Source organism: Micromonospora halophytica, from assembly GCF_900090245.1.
Taxonomy (GTDB): domain Bacteria; phylum Actinomycetota; class Actinomycetes; order Mycobacteriales; family Micromonosporaceae; genus Micromonospora; species Micromonospora halophytica.
Map to the genome: position 1 here is coordinate 381,227 of NZ_FMDN01000001.1, position 22,663 is coordinate 403,889.

Here is a 22,663-nt window from a genome sequence, read left to right on the forward strand (position 1 = left end):
AGTTACCTTTCGTTGCCGAACAGCGGGGCACGTCGCACGTACCCCGCTGTTCGCACTCTATCCGCCGGACGTCGGCGGGACCTCATCCGCCGTACGAACGCAGCGCGTCGATGGCGCGGACGGTGACGTCCTCCACCGGCCCGGTCGCGTCGATCCCGACCAGCTTGCCCTGGGCGCCGTAGTAGTCGACCAGCGGCGCGGTCTTGTCGGCGTACTCCCGCAAGCGGGCCGCGATCGTCTCCGGCTTGTCGTCGTCCCGCTGGAACAACTCGGCGCCGCACCGGTCGCAGATGCCCTCACGGGTGGTGGCGTCGAACTCGACGTGCCAGATCTTGCCGCAGCCGCGACAGGTACGCCGGCCGGAGAGCCGCCGGATCACCTCGTCGTCGTCGACGACCAGCTCCAGCACCAGGTCCAGCGCGGTGCCGAGATCGGCGAGGAGCTTGTCCAGCGCGGCGGCCTGCGGCGTCGTACGCGGGAAGCCGTCGAGCAGGAAGCCCTCGGCGGCGTCCGGCTCGGCGAGCCGGCCCCGGACCATGTTGATGGTGACCTCGTCGGGGACCAGCTTGCCGGCGTCCATGTACCGCTTGGCCTCGACACCCAGCGGCGTGCCCTGCGAGACGTTCGCCCGGAAGATGTCCCCGGTCGAGATCTTCGGCACCGAGAGGTGAGCGGCGATGAACTCCGCCTGTGTGCCCTTGCCCGCTCCCGGCGGGCCAACCAGAACGAGTCGCATCTACCGCAGGAACCCTTCGTAGTTCCGCTGCATGAGTTGGCTCTCGATCTGCTTCACGGTCTCCAGACCGACGCCGACCATGATGAGCACAGCGGTGCCGCCGAACGGGAAGTTGAGGAACTGCTCGCTGTTCAGCCAGATGAAGAAGAAGTTCGGCAGGATCGAGATGACAGCGAGGTAGAGCGCGCCCGGCAGGGTGATCCGGCTGAGGATGAAGTCGAGGTACTCCGCGGTCGGCTTGCCCGGGCGGATGCCCGGCACGAAGCCGCCGTACTTCTTCATGTTGTCCGCGACCTCGGTCGGGTTGAACGTGATCGACACGTAGAAGTACGTGAAGAAGATGATGAGCAGGAAGTAGATCGCGATGTGCTCCGGCGCGGTCGCCTTCACGATGTGGTTCTGGATCCAGGCCTGGACCTTGCCGGGGTCGTTCGGGTCGAAGAACTGGAGCGCCAACGTCGGCAGGTACAGCAGCGAGGAGCCGAAGATGACCGGGATGACACCCGCCTGGTTGACCTTCAGCGGGATGTAGGTCGAGGTGCCGCCGTACATCCGCCGGCCGATCATGCGCTTGGCGTACTGCACCGGGATCCGGCGCTGCGCCTGCTCGATGAAGCAGACCGCGGTGATGACCAGCAGGACCAGGACGAGCACCAGGCCGAACTTCGGCCAGCCCTCGTTGGTCTTGATCTTCCAGCCCTCGCTGGGCAGCCGGGCCGCGATCGAGGTGAAGATGAGGACGGACATGCCGTTGCCGACGCCGCGGTCGGTGATCAGCTCACCGAGCCACATCACCATGCCGGTGCCGGCGGTCATCGTCATGACCAGGATGCTCAGCGTCAGCCAGTTCGGGATGCCGGTGCCCTCGGGGACGATCGGGAACTCGTCGCACTGGTTGTTGAAGAGCTGCCCGGAGCGGGCCAGCGCCACGAACGCCGAGGACTGGAGGACGCCCAGGCCGAGGGTCAGGTAGCGGGTGTACTGGGTGATCTTCGCCTGGCCGGCCTGGCCCTCCTTGCGGAGCTGCTCCAGCCGCGGGATGACCACCGTCAGCAGCTGCAGGATGATCGACGCGGTGATGTAGGGCATGATGCCCAGCGCGAAGACCGAGAGCTGCAACAGCGCCCCGCCGGAGAAGAGATCCAGCAGGTTCAGCACCCCACTGCTGCCACCGGTCTGGACCTTGTCGAGGCACTTCTGCACGTTGCCGTACGAGACGCCCGGGCTGGGCAGCGTGGCGCCCAGCCGGTAGACCGCGATGATGCCTACTGTGAACAGCAGCTTCTTGCGCAGGTCAGGCGTACGGAACGCACTGAGAAAGGCGGACAGCAACTTCTTCCTCCTGCGCGAGGCGGGCCGCCGGTGTTCCCTGGCGGGGCGGGGTGGGTGCCGGGCGAGTGCCCGATATCCGTAGCTGGGAAGGGACTCTAACAGCCCGATCCCGGTCCGGGCAGATGTGCCCGGCTACATAAACCGAATCCGATGTTACTTGGCGCACACAGACCATGTAGACCATGGCGCCCGCCCAGTCGGTGACAACTGAGCGGGCGCCATGTTCGTCCTTACAGCTCGGTGACGGAGCCACCGGCGGCGGTGATCTTCTCCTTGGCCGACGCGCTGAACGCGTGCGCCGACACCTGGAGAGCCACACCACCGAGGTCGCCGGTGCCGAGGACCTTCACCGGCTGGCCCTTGCGGACCGCGCCGGCGTCGACCAGCTCCTGCGGGCCGACCTGGCCGCCGTTCGGGAACAGCTCGGCCAGCCGGTCCAGGTTCACGACCTGGAAGACGACCTTGAACTTGTTCTTGAAGCCCTTCATCTTCGGCAGTCGCATGTGGATGGGCATCTGCCCACCCTCGAACGCCGCCGAGATGTTCTTGCGGGCCTTGGAGCCCTTGGTACCGCGCCCGGCGGTCTTGCCCTTGGAGCCCTCACCGCGACCCACCCGGGTCTTGGTGGTCTTGGCACCGGGCGCCGGGCGCAGGTGGTGAACCTTGATCGTCATTACTCGACCTCCTCGACCTTCACGAGGTGGTTGACCGCGAAGATCATGCCGCGGATCTCCGGACGATCCTCCTTGACCACCACGTCGTTGATCCGCTTGAGACCGAGCGAACGCAGCGAGTCACGCTGGTTGCGCTTGGTCCCGATCTCGGACCGGACCTGGGTGACCTTCAGGCGTGCCATCAGGACGCCACCCCCGCCCGCGACGCCAGCATGGCCGCCGGCGCGACGTCCTCGACCGGCAGGCCACGACGGGCCGCGACCTGCTCCGGGGACTCGAGCCCCTTCAGGGCCGCCACGGTGGCGTGCACGATGTTGATCGGGTTCGACGAGCCGAGGCTCTTGGAGAGCACGTCGTGGATACCCGCGCACTCCAGCACGGCACGGACCGGACCACCGGCGATGACACCCGTACCGGCCGAGGCCGGCTTGAGCAGCACCACACCGGCAGCGTCCTCGCCCTGCACCGGGTGCGGGATCGACTGACCGATCCGCGGCACCTTGAAGAAGTGCTTCTTGGCCTCCTCGACGCCCTTGGCGATCGCCGCGGGCACCTCCTTGGCCTTTCCGTAGCCCACGCCGACGGTGCCGTCGCCGTCGCCCACGATCACCAGGGCGGTGAAGCTGAAGCGACGACCACCCTTCACGACCTTGGCGACGCGGTTGATCGCGACGACCCGCTCGAGGTGCGGGGTCTTCTCGACGGGCGCGTTTCCGCGGCCGCCCTCACGGCGGTTGTCGCGGCGACCACCCTCGTTGCCACCGGACCCGCCGCCACGGCGCTGTTGACCTGGCATCAGCAGCCTTCCTTCTCTCTCGTGACGGGGTTTCTAGAACTCGAGCCCGGCTTCGCGGGCGGCGTCGGCAAGCGCGGCAACCCGCCCCGCGTACCGGTTGCCACCACGGTCGAAGACGACCCTGGAGACGCCGGCCGCCTTGGCCCGCTCGGCGAGCAGGGTGCCGACCTTGCCGGCCAGGGCGCTCTTGTCGCCCTCCGCACCGCGCAGCGACGCGTCCAGGGTCGAGGCCGACGCCAGGGTGTGACCCTTGGTGTCGTCCACGATCTGGGCGACGATGTGCCGCAGGGAACGGGTGACCACCAGGCGGGGCCGCTCGGCGGTGCCGCTGATGTTCTTGCGGACCCGGAAGTGCCGGCGCGCACGCCCGACGGCGCGCTTGGCGGCGACGCCGCGGCGGCGCTTGAGCAGCGTGGCGCTCACTTCTTACCTGCCTTTCCAGCCTTGCGGCGGATGACCTCGCCCTGGTACTTCACGCCCTTGCCCTTGTAGGGCTCCGGCGGGCGGATCTTCCGGATGTTGGCGGCAACCTCGCCGACCTGCTGCTTGTCGATGCCGGCCACGTGGAACAGCGTCGGCTTCTCCACCGTGAAGGTGATGCCGTCCGGGGCCTGCACCAGCACCGGGTGCGAGAACCCGAGCGCGAACTCGAGGTCCTTGCCCTTGGCGGTGACACGGTAACCGGTGCCGGCGATCTCCAGGCTCTTGCGGTAGCCCTCGGTCACTCCGACGATCATGTTGGCGACCAGGGTACGGCTCAGGCCGTGCAGCTCCTTGGCCTTGCGCTCGTCGTTGGGCCGGTTGACGTGCAGCTGGCCGTCCTCGGCCCGCTCCGCCGTGATCGGCTCGGCGAGCGTGTGCGACAGCTCGCCCTTCGGGCCCTTGACCTTGACGGTCTGGCCCTCGATCGTGATGTCGACGCCGGCCGGTACCGGGATCGACTTACGTCCAATACGCGACATTTCTACCTGTCTCCCGTTACCAGACGAAGGCGAGGACTTCCCCGCCAACGCTCCGCTTGCGGGCCTGCCGGTCGGTGAGCAGCCCCTGGGACGTCGAAATGATCGCCACGCCCAGCCCGCCGAGCACCCGCGGGAGCCCGTCCGACTTGGCGTACACCCGGAGACCGGGCTTGGACACACGCTTGATGCCGGCCAGGCTGCGCTCGCGATTCTGGCCGTACTTCAGCTCGACGACCAGTCGCTTGCCGACGGCGCCCTCCTCGGGCTCCTCGACCGACCAGGTGGCGATGTAACCCTCGGTCTTCAGGACCTCGGCGATGTTCGCCTTGATCTTGGAGTAGGGCATCGTCACCCGGTCGTGGTACGCCTGGTTGGCGTTACGCAGACGCGTGAGCATGTCTGCGATCGGGTCGGTCATCGTCATGAATTCGTCAACCTTTCTCGCCGGGGTTCCCCGGGCTGGGCCCGGGGCCTACGGCGAAGAGACAGTTCAGCTGACGCGCCGGAGCGCGCCGGGCTATTACCAGGAAGCCTTGGACACGCCGGGCAGCTCACCGCGGTGGGCCATCTCCCGGATGCACACCCGGCAGAGACCGAACTTGCGGTAGACCGCCTTCGGACGCCCGCACCGCTGGCAGCGGGTGTACGCGCGAACCGAGAACTTCGGCTTCGCGGCCGCCTTGAGGATCAGCGCCTTCTTGGCCATTCGCTCAGTTCTCCTTGAACGGGAAGCCCAGGAGCTTGAGCAGCGCCCGGCCCTCGTCGTCGGTCGTGGCGGTCGTGACCACCGTGATGTCCATGCCCCGCTGGCGATCGATCTTGTCCTGGTCGATCTCGTGGAACACCGACTGCTCGGTCAGACCGAACGTGTAGTTGCCGTGCCCGTCGAGCTTGCGCCCGTCCAGGCCGCGGAAGTCGCGGATACGCGGCAGCGCGATCGACAGCAGCCGGTCCAGGAACTCCCACATCCGGTCGCCGCGGAGGGTGACCTTCGCGCCGATCGGCATGCCCTCACGCAGCTTGAACTGCGCGATCGACTTGGTCGCGCGCCGCACCTGCGGCTTCTGGCCGGTGATGGTGGCCAGATCGCGGACCGCGCCGTCGATCAGCTTGGCGTCGCGAGCGGCCTCGCCGACACCCATGTTGACGACGATCTTGACCAGCCGCGGAACCTGCATGGGGTTCGCGAAGCTGTGCTGCTTCTGCAGCTCGGCCACGATCTCGTTACGGTACCGCTCCTTGAGGCGCGGCATGGTCTTGGTTTCGGTAGCCGTGGTCATCACAGGTCCTTACCGGTGCTACGCGCGATGCGGACCTTCTGGCCGTTGTCGTCGATCCGGTAACCGACGCGGGTCGGCTTCCCGTCGGAGTCCAGGACCATCACGTTCGAGACGTGGATCGGGGCCTCCTGGGTGACGATGCCACCGGTCTTGGCGCCACGCTGGGTGGTGCTGATGCGGGTGTGCTTCTTGACCCGGTTCACGCCCTCGACCAGGACCTTGTCCTGCCGCGGGTAGGCCGCGATGACCTTGCCCTTGGCACCCTTGTCCTTGCCGGCGATGACGACGACCGTGTCGCCCTTCTTGACCTTCACGGTCACAACACCTCCGGCGCGAGGGAAATGATCTTCATGAACCGCTTGTCCCGCAGCTCACGACCAACCGGGCCGAAGATACGGGTACCACGCGGGTCCCCACCGTCCTTGATGATGACGGCGGCGTTCTCGTCGAAGCGGATGTACGAGCCGTCCGGCCGCCGCTTCTCCTTGGCGGTGCGGACGACGACGGCCTTGACGACGTCGCCCTTCTTCACACCAGCGCCCGGGATCGCGTCCTTGACCGTGGCCACGATGACGTCGCCGATGCTCGCGTAGCGCCGACCGGAGCCACCGAGAACCCGGATGCACAGGATCTCCCGGGCACCCGTGTTGTCGGCGACGCGCAGTCGCGACTCCTGCTGAATCACGTCTATCTCCTATGTCTGCCGGTTCTCCGGCCGCCCGGGGGCGGCCGGAGCCTGGCGGAACCTGCGCCCGACCGATGCCGGCCGAGCTCGAGCCTTCGCTACTTGGCCTTCTCGAGGATCTCCACGAGCCGCCACCGCTTGGTGGCGGAGAGCGGCCGGGTCTCCATGATCAGGACCCGGTCGCCGATGCCGGCCGAGTTCTGCTCGTCGTGCACCTTCAGCTTGCTGGTACGGCGCATGATCTTGCCGTACAGCGCGTGCTTGACCCGGTCCTCGACCTCGACCACGACGGTCTTTTCCATCTTGTCGCTGACCACGAGGCCTTCACGCACCTTACGGGGGGCCCGCGCGGTGGCGGTGGTGTTCTCGCTCATGATGCAGTCACCTCAGTCGGCGCGGCCGAGAGACCCAGCTCGCGCTCACGCATGATCGTGTAGATCCGGGCGATCTCCCGACGGATGACCTGCAGCCGCCGGTTGTTGTCCAGCTGACCGGTCGCGGCCTGCACGCGGAGGTTGAACAGCTCCGCCTTGGCCTCGCGCAGCTTCGTGACCAGCTCCTCCTCGGAGAGCTCACGCAGCTCGGAAGGCTTGACGCCCGCTGCCATCAGGATTCACCCACTTCGCGCGTAACAATGCGGCACTTCATCGGGAGCTTGTGGATCGCGCGACGCATCGCCTCTCGCGCGATCTGCTCGTTGGGGAAGGACATCTCGAAGAGAACCCGCCCCGGCTTGACGTTCGCGACCCACCACTCGGGCGAGCCCTTACCGGAACCCATCCGGGTCTCGGCCGGCTTCTTGGTCAGGGCCTGGTCCGGGAAGACCGTGATCCAGACCTTGCCGCCACGCTTGATGTGACGGGTCATCGCGATACGCGCCGACTCGATCTGGCGGTTGGTCACGTACGCCGGCTCGAGAGCCTGGATCCCGAACTCGCCGAACACCACCCGGTTACCACCCTTGGACGCGCCGTGGCGGTCCGGGTGGTGCGGCTTGCGGAAGCCCTTCGGGGGCTTGCGCGGCATCAGCATCTGTCAGCCCTCCTGCTGCGTTTCTGCCGCGGCGGCGACGGCGGAAGCGTCCACCGGCTCGCCACTCGGCGTCTCGGCCTGCTGCGCGATGGTGGTCGCGGCAGCACGGCCGGCCTCGGTGCCACCGGCGGTCGTGCCGGACGAACCCGACCGGCCGCGGCGCGGCCGCTCGGGGCGGTCACCGCGGTCGCGGCGCGGGCCGCGCGACGGCGCCGCCTCGGCCGGAGCCTCCCGGCCCGGGACGGCGTCGCCCTTGTAGATCCAGACCTTCACGCCGATCCGGCCGAAGGTGGTACGGGCCTCGAAGAAGCCGTACTCGATGTTGGCCCGCAGCGTGTGCAGCGGGACCCGACCCTCGCGGTAGAACTCGGTCCGGCTCATCTCGGCGCCACCGAGACGACCCGAGACCTGGACCCGGATGCCCTTGCAGACCGGGTTCTTCATCGCCGACTGCATGGCCTTGCGCATCGCCCGACGGAAGCTGACCCGGCTGGACAGCTGCTCGGCGACGCCCTGGGCGACGAGCTGCGCGTCCGACTCGGGGTTCTTCACCTCGATGATGTTGAGCTGCACCTGCTTGCCGGTGAGCTTCTCCAGCTCGCCGCGGATCCGGTCGGCCTCCGCACCCTTCCGGCCGATGACGATGCCCGGCCGGGCGGTGTGGATGTCCACGCGGACCCGGTCCCGGGTGCGCTCGATGTCGACCTTGGAAATGCCGGCACGCTCCAGGCCCTTGGACATCATCCGGCGGATCTTGACGTCCTCGCCGATGTAGTCCTTGTAGAGCTTGTCCGCGAACCAGCGGGACTTCCAGTCGGTCGAGATGCCGAGCCGGAATCCAGTGGGGTGAACCTTCTGACCCATTACTCGGCACCCTCCGTCGTGCTCTGCCCCTCGGCGGCCTCGGCCTGCGCGGCCTTCTTCGCCGACTTCTTCGGCGCGGCCGGCGCAACCGCCTCGACCACCATGGTGATGTGGCAGGTGCGCTTGCGGATCCGGAACGCCCGGCCCTGCGCCCGCGGCCGGAACCGCTTCATCGTCGGGCCCTCGTCGACGAACGCCTCGCTGACGAGCAGCGCATCGGGGTCCAGCCGCTCGTTGTTCTCCGCGTTGGCGATCGCGCTCGCGAGCACCTTGTACACCTGCTCGCTCGCAGCCTGCGGCGCGAACTGCAGCACCGTGAGCGCCTCCTTCGCGGGCAGGCCGCGGACGAGGTTGACCACCCGGCGCGCCTTCATCGGCGAGATGCGCACGTGCCGCGCAACCGCCCGCGCGCCCGGAAGCACCGGAGCGTCGCCCTTTCCTGGCATCGCTGTAACCCCTTGTTCCTCTATCCGTATGCCCGCGGCGTCAGCGCCGGCGGCTCTTCCGGTCGTCCTTCTCGTGACCCTTGAACGTGCGGGTCAGCGCGAACTCGCCGAGCTTGTGCCCGACCATGGCCTCGGTCACGAACACCGGGACGTGCTTGCGTCCGTCGTGCACGGCGATCGTGTGCCCCAGCATCTCGGGGATGATCGTCGAGCGCCGCGACCAGGTCTTGATGACGTTCTTCGAGCCCTTCTCGTTCTGCGTCTCCACCTTCTTGAGCAGGTGGTCGTCGACGAACGGGCCCTTCTTCAGGCTGCGAGGCATGCTCTATCTCCCTCAGCCGCGCTTACGCGTGGCGTAGCGGCGGCGGACGATCAGCCGGTCGCTCGGCTGGCCCTTACGACGGGTGCGGCCCTCGGGCTTACCCTGCGGGTTGACCGGGTGGCGACCACCGGAGGTCTTACCCTCACCACCACCGTGCGGGTGGTCGACCGGGTTCATCGCGACACCACGGACGGTCGGGCGCTTGCCCTTCCACCGCATCCGGCCGGCCTTACCCCAGTTGATGTTCGACTGGTCGGCGTTGCCGATCTCGCCGATGCTGGCGCGGCAGCGCACGTCGACCCGCCGGATCTCGCCGGACGGCATGCGGAGCGTCGCGTACGCGCCCTCACGGCCGAGCAGCTGGATGCCGACGCCGGCCGAACGGGCCAGCTTGGCGCCACCGCCCGGACGAAGCTCCACGTTGTGGATCGTCGTACCGACCGGGATGTTGCGCAGCGGCAGGTTGTTGCCCGGCTTGATGTCCGCGCTCGGGCCCGACTCGACCCGGTCACCCTGCTTCAGGTCCTTCGGCGCGATGATGTAGCGCTTCTCGCCGTCGGCGTAGTGCAGCAGCGCGATGCGCGCGGTGCGGTTCGGGTCGTACTCGATGTGGGCGACCTTCGCCGGCACGCCGTCCTTGTCGACCCGCTTGAAGTCGATCAGACGGTACTGGCGCTTGTGACCGCCACCGTGGTGCCGCGTGGTGATCCGACCGTGGGCGTTGCGACCGCCCTTCTTCGGCAGCGGAGCCAGCAGCGACTTCTCCGGCGTCGACCGGGTGATCTCGGCGAAGTCGGCGACGCTGGAGCCACGCCGGCCCGGCGTCGTCGGCTTGTACTTACGGATAGCCATTGTCTACACCCCTCAGCTGACCGGGCCGCCGAAGGCCTCGATACGGTCACCGTCAGCCAGCTTCACCATCGCCCGCTTGGTGGCCTTGCGCTGGCCGAACCCGGTACGGGTCCGCTTGCGCTTGCCCTCGCGGTTGAGCGTGTTGACCGTCAGGACGCGGACGTTGAAGATCTGCTGGATAGCGATCTTGATCTCGGTCTTGTTGGCGTCCGGGTGCACCAGGAAGGTGTACCAGTTCCGGTTCAGCTCGCTGTAGCTCTTCTCCGAGACGACCGGCGCGACGATGATGTCCCGCGGGTCGGCGATCGTGCTCACTTGCCACCCTCCTCGGTGGTCTCGGCGGGAACGCCCAGGAACTCGTCCAGGGCCTCCTTGGTGAAGACCACGTCGTCGGCCACCAGCACGTCGTACGTGTTGAGCTGGCCGGCCTCGATCAGGTGCACCCGCGGCTCGTTGCGCAGCGACACCCAGTTCAGCTCGTCCGTGCTGCTCAGCACGACGAGGACCCGACGGGCCTCGGTCAGCTTGGCCAGCGTGGCCAGAGCGGCCTTGGTCGACGGCTTCTCGCCCGAGACGAACGCCTCGACGACGTGCACCTGGCCGGCGCGGGCCCGGTCGGAGAGGGCGCCACGCAGGGCGGCGGCCTTCATCTTCTTCGGGGTCCGCTGGCTGTAGTCGCGCGGGACCGGGCCGTGCACCACGCCACCGCCGGCGAACTGCGGCGCGCGGATCGAGCCCTGCCGGGCACGACCGGTGCCCTTCTGCTTGTACGGCTTCTTGCCGCCACCGGCGACCTCGCCGCGGGTCTTGACCTTGTGCGTGCCCTGGCGGGCGGCGGCGAGCTGGGCCACCACGACCTGGTGCATCAGCGCGATGTTGGCCTGGACGTCGAAGATGTCGGCCGGCAGCTCGACGGAGCCGCTCTTGGCGCCTTCGACGTTGAGGACGTCAACGGTGGTCACTTGGCCGCACCGCCCTTCTTCACCTTGGTCTTGGCCGCGGTACGGACCAGGACCAGCGCGCCCTTGGGGCCGGGGATGGCGCCACGGACGAGCAGGAGGTTGTTCTCGGTGTCGATCGCCTGGACGGTCAGGTTCTGGACGGTGTAGCGCACGCCACCCATCCGACCGGCCATCCGGGTGCCCTTGAAGACGCGACCCGGGGTGGCGCACGCGCCGATGGAGCCCGGCGAGCGGTGCTTGCGCTCCACACCGTGGCTGGCGCGCAGACCGTGGAAGCCGTGCCGCTTCATCGGGCCGGCGTAGCCCTTGCCCTTGGTCTTTCCGGTGACGTCGATGACGACGCCGGCCGGGAACTCCTCGACCGTGACCTCCTGGCCCAGCGAGTAGTCCGCGGCGTCGACGGTGCGCAGCTCGACGATGTGCCGGCGCGGCGCGACGTCCGCCTTCGCGTAGTGCCCGCTGATCGGCTTCTTGACCTTGCGCGGGTCGATCGTGCCGTAGGCGAGCTGGATCGCGGAGTAACCGTCCTTCTCGGCGCTACGAACCTGACTGACGACGCACGGGCCGGCCTGAACCACGGTCACCGGGACAACGCGGTTGTTGTCCCAGACCTGGGTCATGCCGAGCTTTGCGCCCAGGATCCCCTTGACTTGCCTGTCCATTTGTCCGGTCCCTACAGCTTGATCTCGATGTCGACGCCAGCCGGCAGGTCGAGGCGCATGAGCGAGTCGACCGTCTTCGGGGTCGGGTCGATGATGTCGATCAGCCGCTTGTGCGTGCGCATCTCGAAGTGCTCGCGCGAGTCCTTGTACTTGTGCGGCGAGCGGATAACGCAGAAACGGTTGATCTCCGTGGGCAGCGGCACCGGGCCTGCGACCTGCGCCCCGGTACGCGTCACCGTCTCGACGATCTTCCGAGCCGAGGAGTCGACGACCTCGTGGTCATAGGCCTTGAGCCGGATGCGGATCTTCTGTCCCGCCATGGTGGCTTCTGTTCCTTCTCTCGATGCCGCTGTGTTGCGGGCACCTGTACCGGCTGGCACAGGCCCACTTCGCCGACCCCCGCGGTCGGGCGTGTCGCGCCCTCGGACCAGGCTCCGCCCCGGGACTCCGGAGCGATTGTCCTGACCACGCGGTGGGTCAAGGCGCCGATCGCATCACAGCGATCTGGACGCCGTGCGAGGGTGGTTGATCACCAGGGGTGATCAACCACCCTACGCGCGACTGTTGGTCTTCCCGGAGGTCCAGCTTTCACCGGACGCGGGCGACTAACCGTCGTTACGCAACCTGACTAGTATGCCGCACGACCGGCGGCGACGCTAATCGGGGTTACCCAGCTCACTTGACGATCTTGGTGACGCGACCAGCGCCGACCGTACGACCACCCTCGCGGATCGCGAACTTGAGGTTCTCCTCCATGGCGATCGGCTGGATCAGCTTCACGCTCATGGTGGTGTTGTCGCCCGGCATGACCATCTCGGTGCCCTCGGGCAGCGTGACGACGCCGGTGACGTCCGTGGTCCGGAAGTAGAACTGCGGACGGTAGTTCTGGAAGAACGGGGTGTGCCGGCCGCCCTCCTCCTTGGAGAGGATGTAGACCGTGGCCTCGAACTCCGTGTGCGGGGTCGTGGTGCCCGGCTTGATGACGACCATGCCGCGCTCGACGTCCTCGCGCTTGATGCCGCGCAGCAGCAGACCGACGTTCTCACCCGCGCGGGCCTCGTCGAGCAGCTTGCGGAACATCTCGATGCCGGTGCAGGTGGTCTTCATCGACTTCTCGCGAATGCCGACGATCTCCACCTCCTCGTTCGGCTTGAGGATGCCGCGCTCGGCGCGACCGGTGACGACGGTGCCACGACCGGTGATCGTGAAGACGTCCTCGATCGGCATGAGGAACGGCTTCTCGGTCTCACGCTCCGGCTGCGGGATCGCGGTGTCGACAGCGTTCATGAGCTCCATCAGGCGCCCGGTCCACTCCGGGTCGCCCTCCAGGGCCTTGAGCGCCGAGACCCGGACGACCGGCAGGTCGTCACCCGGGTACTCCTGCGAGGAGAGCAGCTCGCGGACCTCGAGCTCGACGAGCTCCAGGAGCTCCTCGTCGTCGACCATGTCGCTCTTGTTGAGCGCCACGACGATGTACGGCACACCGACCTGACGGGCCAGCAGCACGTGCTCGCGGGTCTGCGGCATCGGGCCGTCGGTCGCCGCCACCACCAGGATCGCGCCGTCCATCTGCGCGGCACCGGTGATCATGTTCTTGATGTAGTCGGCGTGACCGGGGCAGTCGACGTGCGCGTAGTGACGCGCCTCGGTCTGGTACTCGACGTGCGCGATGGAGATCGTGATGCCGCGGGCCTTCTCCTCCGGCGCCTTGTCGATCTCGTCGAACGGCGTGTACGGGTTGAGGTCCGGGAACTGGTCGTGCAGGACCTTGGTGATGGCCGCCGTCAGCGTCGTCTTACCGTGGTCGATGTGACCAATGGTGCCGATGTTGACGTGCGGCTTAGTCCGCTCGAACTTCGCCTTCGCCACTGGTGTCCTCCTGTGGACTTCTTGGTTCGTTCGCCCCGGCGCGCCGATTGGCGCTTAGGACTCTGTCGACAGCCTTTCCGACCTGATGGCCGGAGAGCTTGGTGGGTTCTGCGGCGATGAAGCCTACAGGCCCGGATTCACACAACCCGACCGAGGTGGCCGCGGGCGGGAGAACCTCCCGCGACCAGCCCCGGATCACCGGATCAGCTCAGGTGAGCGTCACTCACCCGTCGCCTTGGCGATGATCTCCTTCGCGACGCCCTGCGGGACCTCGGCGTAGGAGTCGAACTGCATGCTGTAGCTAGCCCGGCCCTGGGTCTTCGACCGCAGGTCGCCGACGTAGCCGAACATCTCCGACAACGGCACCAGGGCCCGGACGACGCGGGCGCCGCTGCGCTCCTCCATCGCCTGGATGATGCCACGGCGGGAGTTGAGGTCGCCGATGACGTCACCCATGTTCTCCTCAGGAGTGGTGACCTCAACGGCCATCATCGGCTCGAGCAGCGCGGGGTCGGCCTTGCGGGCCGCCTCCTTCATCGCCATCGAGCCGGCGATCTTGAACGCCATTTCCGACGAGTCGACCTCGTGGTACTGGCCGTCCACCAGAGTGAGCTTGACGCCCACCAGGGGGAAGCCGGCGAGGATGCCGTACTGCATCGCGTCCTGGGCGCCAGCGTCCACCGACGGGATGAACTCCCGGGGGATACGGCCACCGGTGACCGCGTTGGCGAACTCGTAGGTCGGCGCGTCGTTGCCCAGCGGCAGCGGCTCCAGGCTGATGATCACCCGGGCGTACTGGCCGGAACCACCGGTCTGCTTCTTGTGGGTGTACTCGATCTTCTCCACCTTGCGGCGGATGGTCTCGCGGTACGCCACCTGCGGCTTACCGATGTTCGCCTCGACGTTGAACTCGCGGCGCATCCGGTCGACCAGGATGTCCAGGTGCAGCTCGCCCATGCCGGAGATGACCGTCTGACCGGTCTGGTCGTCCAGCTTGACGCGGAAGGTCGGGTCCTCCTCGGCCAGCCGCTGGATGGCGGTGCTGAGCTTCTCCTGGTCAGCCTTGGTCTTCGGCTCGATGGCCACCTCGATGACCGGCTCCGGGAAGGTCATCGACTCCAGGATGACCGGGTTCGCCGGGTCGCACAGGGTGTCACCGGTGGTCGTCTGCTTCAGACCCTGCACCGCGATGATGTCGCCGGCCTGGGCGGAGCTGCGCTCCTCCCGCTTGTTGGCGTGCATCTGGTAGATCTTGCCGATCCGCTCCTTGCGGTCCTTGGTGGAGTTGACCACCTGGGAGCCGGACTCGAGCGTGCCGGAGTAGATCCGCACGTAGGTCAGCTTGCCGAGGTGCTTGTCCGTCTGGATCTTGAAGGCCAGGCCGGAGAACGGCTCCTTCACCGACGGCTTGCGCTGCAACGGGGTCTCACCGTCGGTGGCGGTGCCCTCGATCGCCGGGATGTCCAGCGGCGACGGCAGGTACGCCACGACCGCGTCCAGCATCGGCTGGATGCCCTTGTTCTTGAAGGCGGTACCGGTGAGGACCGGGTTGGCCTTGCCGGCGATGGTGGCCCGACGGATGGCGGCCTTGATCTCCTCGACGGAGACCTCCTCGCCCTCCAGGTACTTCTCCATCACCGCGTCGTCGACGTCGGCCAGGGTCTCCATCAGCTTCTCGCGCCACTCGGCGGCGGAGTCGGCGAGGTCGGCCGGGATCTCCTCGACCGCGTAGTCCTCACCCTTCTGGGTCTCGCCGCGCCAGGTGAGGGCCCGCATCTCGACCAGGTCGACGACGCCGATGAAGTCGGACTCGGCGCCGATCGGGATCTGGAGCACCAGCGGGGTGGCGTTCAGCCGGTCGATCATCATCTGCACGCAGCGGAAGAAGTCGGCACCGGTCCGGTCCAGCTTGTTGACGAAGCACATCCGCGGGACGTTGTACTTGTCGGCCTGACGCCAGACGTTCTCCGTCTGCGGCTCCACGCCGGCCACACCGTCGTAGACCGCGACCGCACCGTCCAGAACCCGCAGCGAACGCTCGACCTCGACCGTGAAGTCGACGTGGCCGGGCGTGTCGATGATCTGGATCGTGTGGCCCTTCCACTCACACTTGGTGGCAGCGGAGGTGATGGTGATACCACGCTCCTGCTCCTGCTCCATCCAGTCCATGACGGCAGCGCCCTCGTGGACCTCACCGATCTTGTACGTGATACCGGTGTAGAACAGGATCCGCTCGGTGGTAGTGGTCTTACCGGCATCGATGTGCGCCATGATGCCGATGTTGCGTACGTTGGCGAGCGCGTCTGCGGCGGCCACTTCAATCCCTACTTATCGTCGTCTCGACACAACTGGTGGCGGTTCCGGCGCCGGTGCGGCGCCGGAACCAAGGTGTTACCAGCGGTAGTGCGCGAAGGCCTTGTTGGACTCGGCCATCTTGTGCGTGTCCTCGCGCCGCTTGACGGCGGCACCCAGACCGTTGCTCGCGTCCAGCAGCTCGTTCATCAGCCGCTCGATCATGGTCTTCTCACGCCGGGCGCGGGAGTAGCTGACCAGCCAGCGCAGACCGAGGGTGGTCGCCCGGGCCGGGCGGACCTCGACCGGCACCTGGTAGGTGGCGCCACCGACACGGCGGCTGCGCACCTCGAGGGTCGGCTTGACGTTGTCCATCGCGCGCTTGAGCGTCACGACCGGGTCGGTGCCGGTCTTCTCGCGGCAGCCCTCGAGGGCCGCGTACACGATGCGCTCGGCGAGCTGACGCTTGCCGCGCAGCAGGATCTTGTTCACCAACTGGGTGACCAGCGGCGAGTTGTACACCGGGTCAGCGACCAGCGGCTTCCGCGGAGCGGGCCCCTTACGCGGCATGTCAGCTCTTCTCCTTCTTCGCGCCGTAGCGGCTGCGCGCCTGCTTGCGGTTGCGGACACCCTGGGTGTCCAGCGAGCCACGGACGATCTTGTAACGCACGCCGGGGAGGTCCTTCACACGACCGCCGCGGACGAGCACGATCGAGTGCTCCTGCAGGTTGTGACCGACGCCGGGGATGTAGGCGGTCACCTCGATCTGGCTGCTGAGCTTGACACGCGCGACCTTGCGGAGCGCCGAGTTCGGCTTCTTGGGGGTGGTGGTGTACACGCGGGTGCACACACCGCGCCGCTGGGGGGAACCCTTCAGCGCCGGGGTCTTGGTCTTGGTCGTCTTGGCCTGGCGGCCCTTTCGGACCAGCTGCTGGATGGTGGGCACCGGGTTTCTCCGCTCCCTTCGGCCGCTGCGAGGCGACCGCGCCGTCTGCTCGTCAGCCGCCCGTGATGGACGGCTCTCCTACATTCCAACCAGGGCCACCTCGCGGAGGTCCCAGCACCCGCGGTCGGGCGTGTCGCCCAGATCACGGTCCGGTGCCGTCGCTCGCGCGTGCCACCGGATGTGTTCACCGGCGCACGGCGGACCGCGAGCCGGCTCTTCGACTGTGTCGTGCCGCCGCCTGATCGCCGGATGGACCGGATCCCGCGCACGCACGAGTTGCCCGGGCAGGCCCGGGCACAAGGGGAAAGAGTACCTACCACAGCCTCGCAGGTCAAAACGGAATGGTCCGGCGGATCTCAGATCCCGCCGGCCGTTTCACCCGTCGTGCCTGTTCACCCGCGATGGGCACCTACGTCCTCAAGTGTACCGGCCACCCCCGGAGGCGGCCCGTCGGGCCCCCGGCGCGAGCCCTGTCAGGCGAGCTGGAGCAGCAGCGCCAGGCCCAGGCCCAGCAGGCTGAGCAGCAGCCCCACCGCACCGCAACTGATCCCCGCGACGGCGATCCCATTCCCGGTGAACCGGACGGCCGGTGGCGGTGCCGCCCGGCGGATCTGCCGGCGCGCGAGCAGGCCGGCGACGATCGCCGCAGCCCCGGCCAACGAGCCCGGCACGGTGAACGCCCCGGCCGCCCAGGCGCCGCCCAACCGCGCTCCCCCGACCCCGAAGCAGATCACCACCAGGGAGACCACGATCGACCCGATGCCGGCGACCAGCGAGCCGACCGCGGGGCCCGAGGTGACCGCCGGCACGTCGAGGTGGACCACACCGAAGGGCGTGCCGGGGACCGGATCGACCCGCTTCGGCGGTCGTGGCGCCTCCTGCGGCGGCGGAGGCAGCGGCCCCGGCCCGTGCGACGCCGCCGGCGGCCACGCACCCGGCGGGCTCGCACCGAGGTACGCCCCCGGATGCCCGCCCGGCTGGTCGGGGTACGCCCCGGACGGCCCGACCGGAGACGCGGGCCGGTACCCGACCGGCGGCGGGGCGTACCCGATCGGGGCGGCCTCCGACCCACCGGCGCCATCGGACCGGGCCCCGCCCGGGCCCGCAGCCGACCAGGGCGACCCACCACTCCCCTGCCAGGGCGACACAGACCCCGGCACCGGGTCGTGCTCCGGCGCCCCGGGACCGGACGACACCGGGCCGGGCTGCACGGGCCCGGGCTGCACCGGTCCGGGCTGCACGGAACCGGGCTGCACCGGACCGGACGACACCGGACCTGGTGACCCGGGGCCCGGTGGGGTCGGCGCGGCGGGGCCCGGCAGGGCCGGCCAGGCAGGGCTGGGTGCGCCCGTCTCCGGGGACCCCGCGGGCCGGCCGCCGGGATCGGCTCCCGACGGCGACGCCGGTTCCGTCACGTGGTCCTCCTGTCGAGAAGGTCAGGTCCACCGCCGCGCGACGGACACCGGCCAGGCTACCGCCGGGTCGCACGGCCGGTGCGGGCGCGAGCGGTCGTCACCGGGATCAGTCGACGTTCGAGGAGAAGTCCTGACCGAAGGGGGCCTCGGCGTAGCGGACCACGCCGATCACCACGAGCGTCACCACCGCCAGCGCCGCCAACGCCAGCCCCGTCCAGGCCATCCGCTCACCGCGCCGCAGCCGGGCGGAGCCGGTGAGATACCCGCCGGAGGCGTACGCCTCGCGCCGAGCCTGCCGGGCGAGCTGGAGCGCGACCGTCGCCGGCACCACGCCACCGACGAACAGCCCGGTCAGCGCCCCGATCAGGCCCAGGGCGAAGACGGCGCGCGCCTTCGTCGCGGGTGCCGGATCGGGGTCGAGCGGGTGGCGTGGCGGCTGGTGCGCCACGGGCAGCTGCCCGGGTGCGGTCGTCATGCCGTCCATCATGCCCGCCCCACCCCCGCGCCGGGCGGGTCCACGGGCGACCCGGGACACGACGAGGCCCCCGGCGCAGTGCCGGGGGCCTCGTCGGTGCACTGCTTAGCGGTACGACCCGAAGTCGAAGTCGTCCAGCGGCACCGCCTGGCCGCTGGCCGGCCCGAAGCCGTAGTCGGTCTCCGGGTAGCCGGTCATCGAGTAGACCTTCGCCTTCGCCTCCTCGGTCGGCTCGACCCGGACGTTGCGGTACTTGCTGATGCCCGTACCGGCCGGGATGAGCTTACCGATGATCACGTTCTCCTTGAGGCCGACGAGCGAGTCGCTGCGCGAGTTGATCGCCGCGTCGGTCAGCACCCGGGTGGTCTCCTGGAAGGAGGCCGCCGAGAGCCAGGAGTCGGTGGCCAGCGAGGCCTTGGTGATACCCATCAGCACCGGGCGACCCGCGGCGGGCTCGCCGCCCTCGGAGACGAGTCGGCGGTTCTCCGACTCGAACAGCGCCCGGTCGACCAGCACGCCCGGCAGGAACTCGGTCGAGCCGGAGTCGATGACCGTCACCCGCTTGAGCATCTGGCGGATGATGATCTCGATGTGCTTGTCGTGGATGAGCACACCCTGCGAGCGGTAGACCTCCTGGACCTCCTGGGTCAGGTGGACCTGGACCGCGCGCGGGCCGAGGATGCGCAGCAGCTCGTGCGGGTCGATGGTGCCCTCGGTGAGCTTCTCGCCGACCTCGACGTGGTCCCCGTCGTGGGTCCGCAGTCGGACCCGGTTGGAGATCTTGTCGTAGACGATCTCGTCGCTGCCGTCGTCCGGCACCACGATGATCTTCCGCGAACGCTCGCCGTCCTCGATCCGGATCCGGCCGGGGGTGTCGGCGATGGGAGCCTTGCCCTTCGGCACCCGCGCCTCGAAGATCTCGGTGACACGGGGCAGACCCTGGGTGATGTCCTCACCCGCGACACCACCGGTGTGGAAGGTACGCATCGTCAGCTGGGTACCCGGCTCACCGATCGACTGGGCGGCGATGATGCCGACCGCCTCGCCGACGTCCACGGTCTTGCCGGTCGGCAGCGAGCGGCCGTAGCACGCACCGCAGACGCCCAGCTTCGACTCGCAGGTCAGCACGCTGCGCACCCGCACCGTCTCCACCCCGGCGGCGACGATCCTGTCGACCAGGATCGAGTTGAGGTCCGAGCCCCGCTCGGCCACCACGGTCCCGTCCGGTCCCTTGATGTCGTCGGCCAGGGTACGGGCGTGCACGCTCGTCTCCACGTGCTCGTGCGCGACCACCCGGTCGTCCAGGCGCTGCCCGATCTGCATCGGGATCGCCCGGTCGGTGCCGCAGTCCTCCTCGCGGATGATGACGTCCTGCGAGACGTCCACCAGACGACGGGTCAGGTAACCCGAGTCGGCGGTACGCAGCGCGGTGTCGGCGAGACCCTTACGGGCACCGTGCGTGGAGATGAAGTACTCCAGCACGGACAGACCCTCCCGGTACGACGCCTTGATGGGTCGCGGGATGATCTCGCCCTTCGGGTTGGCCACCAGACCACGGATCGCCGCGATCTGCCGGAGCTGGAGCAGGTTACCGCGGGCACCCGAGTTGATCATCTTCCACAGCGGGTTCTCCTGCGGCAGCGCGGTGTCCATCTCCTTGGCGACCTCGTTGGTCGCCTTGGTCCAGATCTCGATGAGCTCGCCGCGACGCTCCTCGGCGGTCATCAGACCACGCTGGTACTGCTTGTCGATCCGGTCGGCTTCCTTCTCGTACCGCTCCAGGATCTCCCGCTTGCGCGGCGGAGCGATGACGTCCTCGATGCCGATGGTGACGCCGGACCAGGTGGCCCAGTGGAAACCGGCCTCCTTGAGCCCGTCCAGGGTGGTGGCCAGCGCCACCTTGGGGAAGCGCTCGGCGAGGTCGTTGACGATCGCGGAGAGCTGACCCTTGCGGATCTCGTAGTTCACGAAGCGGCAGCCCTGCGGCAGCGTCTCGTTGAACAGGACCCGGCCGAGCGTGGTCTCCACGGTCAGCGGCTCGCCCTCGACCCAGCCCTCGGGCGCGACCCACGGCTCGGCGCCGGCGCCGTTGTCGACACCGACCACGCCGCGCAGGCGGATCCTGACCGGGGTCTGGAGGTGCAGCTCGCCGTTGTCGAAGGCCATCCGCGCCTCGGCGTCCGAGCTGAACGTCCGCCCCTCGCCCTTGCCCCCCGGAGTGAGGTGGGTGAGGTGGTACAGGCCGATGACCATGTCCTGGGTGGGCATGGTGACCGGCTTGCCGTCGGCCGGCTTGAGGATGTTGTTCGACGAGAGCATCAGGATCCGCGCCTCGGCCTGGGCCTCGGCCGACAGCGGCACGTGCACCGCCATCTGGTCACCGTCGAAGTCCGCGTTGAACGCGGTGCAGACCAGCGGGTGGATCTGGATCGCCTTGCCCTCGACCAGCTGCGGCTCGAAGGCCTGGATGCCCAGGCGGTGCAGGGTCGGCGCACGGTTCAGCAGCACCGGGTGCTCGCCGATGACCTCTTCCAGCACGTCCCACACGACCGGCCGCTGCCGCTCGACCATCCGCTTGGCGGACTTGATGTTCTGCGCGTGGTTGAGGTCGACCAGCCGCTTCATGACGAACGGCTTGAACAGCTCCAGCGCCATCTGCTTCGGCAGGCCGCACTGGTGCAGCTTCAGCTTCGGGCCGACCACGATGACCGAACGGCCGGAGTAGTCGACGCGCTTGCCGAGCAGGTTCTGCCGGAACCGGCCCTGCTTGCCCTTGAGCATGTCGGAGAGCGACTTCAGCGGACGGTTGCCCGGGCCGGTGACCGGCCGGCCGCGGCGGCCGTTGTCGAACAGCGCGTCGACGGCCTCCTGGAGCATCCGCTTCTCGTTGTTGACGATGATCTCGGGCGCACCGAGGTCGATCAGCCGCTTGAGGCGGTTGTTCCGGTTGATCACACGGCGGTACAGGTCGTTCAGGTCGGAGGTCGCGAAGCGGCCACCGTCGAGCTGCACCATCGGACGCAGGTCCGGCGGGATGACCGGGACGCAGTCCAGCACCATGCCGAGCGGCGAGTTGCGGGTGTTCTGGAACGCCGCGACGACCTTGAGCCGCTTCAGGGCGCGGATCTTGCGCTGGCCCTTGCCGGAGCGGATGGTCTCGCGCAGGCTCTCGGCCTCGGCGTCGAGGTCCATGTTCTGCACCAGCGCCTTGATGGCCTCGGCACCCATGCCGCCGGTGAAGTACTCGCCGAACCGGTCGCGCAGCTCGCGGTAGAGCAGCTCGTCGGTGACCAGCTGCTTCGGCTCCAGCTTGCGGAAGGTCTCCAGCACCTCGCCGAGACGGTCGATCTCGCGCTGGGCCCGGTCGCGGATCTGGCGCATCTCGCGCTCTCCGCCCTCCTTGACCTTGCGCCGGACGTCCGCCTTGGCACCCTCGGCCTCCAGCTCGGCCAGGTCGGCCTCGAGCTTGGCGGCCCGCTTCTCGATCTCCGAGTCGCGGCTGTTCTCGGACTGCCGCTTCTCGGCCAGGATCTCGTTCTCGATGGTCGAGAGGTCACGGTGTCGCGACTCGGCGTCCACGCTGGTCACGACGTACGAGGCGAAGTAAATGATCTTTTCGAGGTCCTTGGGGGCGAGGTCCAGCAGGTAGCCCAGCCGGCTCGGCACGCCCTTGAAGTACCAGATGTGGGTCACCGGAGCGGCGAGCTCGATGTGCCCCATCCGCTCCCGACGGACCTTGGAGCGGGTCACCTCGACGCCGCAGCGCTCGCAGATGATGCCCTTGAACCGGACCCGCTTGTACTTACCGCAGTAGCACTCCCAGTCCCGCTGCGGACCGAAGATCTTCTCGCAGAAGAGCCCGTCCTTTTCCGGCTTGAGGGTGCGGTAGTTGATCGTCTCAGGCTTCTTGACCTCACCGTGCGACCACTGACGGATGTCGTCGGCGGTGGCGAGGCCGATGCGCAGCTCGTCGAAGAAGTTGACGTCGAGCACTATGTCCCCTATGTCGTCGTCTGTACTGCTTAGCTAGTGGGTAGGGTCGGGGGCCGGCGAACCGGCCC

General features: G+C 68.3%; 30 protein-coding genes. All 30 read right to left on the reverse strand.

Annotated features, from left to right (window positions below):
- Positions 1-82: 82 nt before the first annotated feature.
- The 30 genes from GA0070560_RS01725 to GA0070560_RS01870 all read right to left on the reverse strand — a co-directional run bounded on the left by GA0070560_RS01725 (position 83) and on the right by GA0070560_RS01870 (position 22,595).
- Complete coding sequence (locus GA0070560_RS01725) at positions 83-736, reverse strand: adenylate kinase (RefSeq protein WP_091290332.1); 654 nt, start codon at positions 734-736, stop codon at positions 83-85.
- On the reverse strand, positions 737-2,068 hold the full coding sequence (secY, locus tag GA0070560_RS01730; protein WP_091290334.1) for a preprotein translocase subunit SecY: 1,332 nt from the start codon (positions 2,066-2,068) through the stop codon (positions 737-739).
- 230 nt (positions 2,069-2,298) lie between these two features.
- On the reverse strand, positions 2,299-2,742 hold the full coding sequence (rplO, locus tag GA0070560_RS01735; protein WP_091290337.1) for a 50S ribosomal protein L15: 444 nt from the start codon (positions 2,740-2,742) through the stop codon (positions 2,299-2,301).
- Positions 2,742-2,924: a 50S ribosomal protein L30 gene (rpmD, locus tag GA0070560_RS01740; RefSeq protein ID WP_088976114.1), complete on the reverse strand. Its 183-nt coding sequence runs from the start codon at positions 2,922-2,924 to the stop codon at positions 2,742-2,744. The genes rplO and rpmD overlap by 1 nt, the downstream gene beginning before the upstream one ends.
- Positions 2,924-3,538 (reverse strand): 30S ribosomal protein S5, encoded by a 615-nt coding sequence (gene rpsE / locus GA0070560_RS01745; protein WP_091290339.1) that lies wholly within the window; start codon positions 3,536-3,538, stop codon positions 2,924-2,926. The genes rpmD and rpsE overlap by 1 nt, the downstream gene beginning before the upstream one ends.
- A 33-nt stretch (positions 3,539-3,571) precedes the next feature.
- Positions 3,572-3,961: a 50S ribosomal protein L18 gene (gene rplR / locus GA0070560_RS01750; RefSeq protein WP_091290341.1), complete on the reverse strand. Its 390-nt coding sequence runs from the start codon at positions 3,959-3,961 to the stop codon at positions 3,572-3,574.
- The gene (rplF, locus tag GA0070560_RS01755) at positions 3,958-4,500 is read right to left on the reverse strand and encodes a 50S ribosomal protein L6 (RefSeq protein WP_091290344.1); all 543 of its coding nucleotides are present in this window, start codon (positions 4,498-4,500) and stop codon (positions 3,958-3,960) included. The genes rplR and rplF overlap by 4 nt, the downstream gene beginning before the upstream one ends.
- Positions 4,501-4,516: 16 nt before the next feature.
- Complete coding sequence (rpsH, locus tag GA0070560_RS01760) at positions 4,517-4,924, reverse strand: 30S ribosomal protein S8 (RefSeq protein WP_007073022.1); 408 nt, start codon at positions 4,922-4,924, stop codon at positions 4,517-4,519.
- A gap of 96 nt (positions 4,925-5,020) precedes the next feature.
- Positions 5,021-5,206: a type Z 30S ribosomal protein S14 gene (locus GA0070560_RS01765; protein WP_007073023.1), complete on the reverse strand. Its 186-nt coding sequence runs from the start codon at positions 5,204-5,206 to the stop codon at positions 5,021-5,023.
- A gap of 4 nt (positions 5,207-5,210) precedes the next feature.
- Positions 5,211-5,780 carry a 50S ribosomal protein L5 gene (gene rplE, locus GA0070560_RS01770; protein ID WP_091290346.1) on the reverse strand — a complete coding sequence of 190 codons (570 nt, stop codon included), beginning with the start codon at positions 5,778-5,780 and terminating at the stop codon, positions 5,211-5,213.
- Complete coding sequence (gene rplX, locus GA0070560_RS01775) at positions 5,780-6,100, reverse strand: 50S ribosomal protein L24 (protein WP_013288626.1); 321 nt, start codon at positions 6,098-6,100, stop codon at positions 5,780-5,782. The genes rplE and rplX overlap by 1 nt, the downstream gene beginning before the upstream one ends.
- Positions 6,097-6,465 (reverse strand): 50S ribosomal protein L14, encoded by a 369-nt coding sequence (rplN, locus tag GA0070560_RS01780; protein WP_007073026.1) that lies wholly within the window; start codon positions 6,463-6,465, stop codon positions 6,097-6,099. The genes rplX and rplN overlap by 4 nt, the downstream gene beginning before the upstream one ends.
- Before the next feature lie 98 nt (positions 6,466-6,563).
- On the reverse strand, positions 6,564-6,839 hold the full coding sequence (gene rpsQ / locus GA0070560_RS01785) for a 30S ribosomal protein S17 (RefSeq protein ID WP_091290349.1): 276 nt from the start codon (positions 6,837-6,839) through the stop codon (positions 6,564-6,566).
- Positions 6,836-7,072 (reverse strand): 50S ribosomal protein L29, encoded by a 237-nt coding sequence (gene rpmC, locus GA0070560_RS01790; protein WP_013288628.1) that lies wholly within the window; start codon positions 7,070-7,072, stop codon positions 6,836-6,838. The genes rpsQ and rpmC overlap by 4 nt, the downstream gene beginning before the upstream one ends.
- The gene (rplP, locus tag GA0070560_RS01795; RefSeq protein WP_088647000.1) at positions 7,072-7,497 is read right to left on the reverse strand and encodes a 50S ribosomal protein L16; all 426 of its coding nucleotides are present in this window, start codon (positions 7,495-7,497) and stop codon (positions 7,072-7,074) included. Before rplP ends, rpmC begins: the two co-directional genes overlap by 1 nt.
- Before the next feature lie 3 nt (positions 7,498-7,500).
- Positions 7,501-8,361 (reverse strand): 30S ribosomal protein S3, encoded by an 861-nt coding sequence (rpsC, locus tag GA0070560_RS01800; RefSeq protein WP_091290352.1) that lies wholly within the window; start codon positions 8,359-8,361, stop codon positions 7,501-7,503.
- Complete coding sequence (gene rplV, locus GA0070560_RS01805) at positions 8,361-8,807, reverse strand: 50S ribosomal protein L22 (protein WP_091290354.1); 447 nt, start codon at positions 8,805-8,807, stop codon at positions 8,361-8,363. Before rplV ends, rpsC begins: the two co-directional genes overlap by 1 nt.
- Before the next feature lie 40 nt (positions 8,808-8,847).
- Entirely contained in the window at positions 8,848-9,129 is a 282-nt protein-coding gene (rpsS, locus tag GA0070560_RS01810) for a 30S ribosomal protein S19 (RefSeq protein ID WP_091290357.1), read from the reverse strand.
- Positions 9,130-9,141: 12 nt separating this feature from the next.
- A complete protein-coding gene (gene rplB / locus GA0070560_RS01815; protein WP_088976123.1) occupies positions 9,142-9,981 on the reverse strand; it encodes a 50S ribosomal protein L2 in 840 nt (279 codons plus the stop codon).
- Between the two features lie 12 nt (positions 9,982-9,993).
- On the reverse strand, positions 9,994-10,296 hold the full coding sequence (gene rplW / locus GA0070560_RS01820) for a 50S ribosomal protein L23 (protein ID WP_088997375.1): 303 nt from the start codon (positions 10,294-10,296) through the stop codon (positions 9,994-9,996).
- The gene (gene rplD, locus GA0070560_RS01825; RefSeq protein ID WP_091290359.1) at positions 10,293-10,943 is read right to left on the reverse strand and encodes a 50S ribosomal protein L4; all 651 of its coding nucleotides are present in this window, start codon (positions 10,941-10,943) and stop codon (positions 10,293-10,295) included. Before rplD ends, rplW begins: the two co-directional genes overlap by 4 nt.
- Positions 10,940-11,605, reverse strand: a complete 666-nt coding sequence (gene rplC, locus GA0070560_RS01830) for a 50S ribosomal protein L3 (protein WP_091290362.1) — start codon at positions 11,603-11,605, stop codon at positions 10,940-10,942. The genes rplD and rplC overlap by 4 nt, the downstream gene beginning before the upstream one ends.
- Before the next feature lie 11 nt (positions 11,606-11,616).
- The gene (gene rpsJ / locus GA0070560_RS01835) at positions 11,617-11,925 is read right to left on the reverse strand and encodes a 30S ribosomal protein S10 (RefSeq protein WP_007073037.1); all 309 of its coding nucleotides are present in this window, start codon (positions 11,923-11,925) and stop codon (positions 11,617-11,619) included.
- 355 nt (positions 11,926-12,280) lie between these two features.
- A complete protein-coding gene (gene tuf / locus GA0070560_RS01840; protein WP_091290364.1) occupies positions 12,281-13,474 on the reverse strand; it encodes an elongation factor Tu in 1,194 nt (397 codons plus the stop codon).
- A gap of 219 nt (positions 13,475-13,693) precedes the next feature.
- Entirely contained in the window at positions 13,694-15,790 is a 2,097-nt protein-coding gene (fusA, locus tag GA0070560_RS01845; RefSeq protein ID WP_091290367.1) for an elongation factor G, read from the reverse strand.
- A gap of 75 nt (positions 15,791-15,865) precedes the next feature.
- The gene (gene rpsG, locus GA0070560_RS01850; protein WP_091290369.1) at positions 15,866-16,336 is read right to left on the reverse strand and encodes a 30S ribosomal protein S7; all 471 of its coding nucleotides are present in this window, start codon (positions 16,334-16,336) and stop codon (positions 15,866-15,868) included.
- Between the two features lies 1 nt (position 16,337).
- Positions 16,338-16,712: a 30S ribosomal protein S12 gene (rpsL, locus tag GA0070560_RS01855; RefSeq protein ID WP_007465318.1), complete on the reverse strand. Its 375-nt coding sequence runs from the start codon at positions 16,710-16,712 to the stop codon at positions 16,338-16,340.
- 473 nt (positions 16,713-17,185) lie between these two features.
- A complete protein-coding gene (locus GA0070560_RS01860; protein WP_091290874.1) occupies positions 17,186-17,608 on the reverse strand; it encodes a hypothetical protein in 423 nt (140 codons plus the stop codon).
- 625 nt (positions 17,609-18,233) lie between these two features.
- Positions 18,234-18,602 (reverse strand): hypothetical protein, encoded by a 369-nt coding sequence (locus GA0070560_RS01865; RefSeq protein ID WP_091290876.1) that lies wholly within the window; start codon positions 18,600-18,602, stop codon positions 18,234-18,236.
- Positions 18,603-18,707: 105 nt separating this feature from the next.
- On the reverse strand, positions 18,708-22,595 hold the full coding sequence (locus tag GA0070560_RS01870) for a DNA-directed RNA polymerase subunit beta' (protein ID WP_091290371.1): 3,888 nt from the start codon (positions 22,593-22,595) through the stop codon (positions 18,708-18,710).
- Positions 22,596-22,663 lie beyond the last annotated feature (68 nt).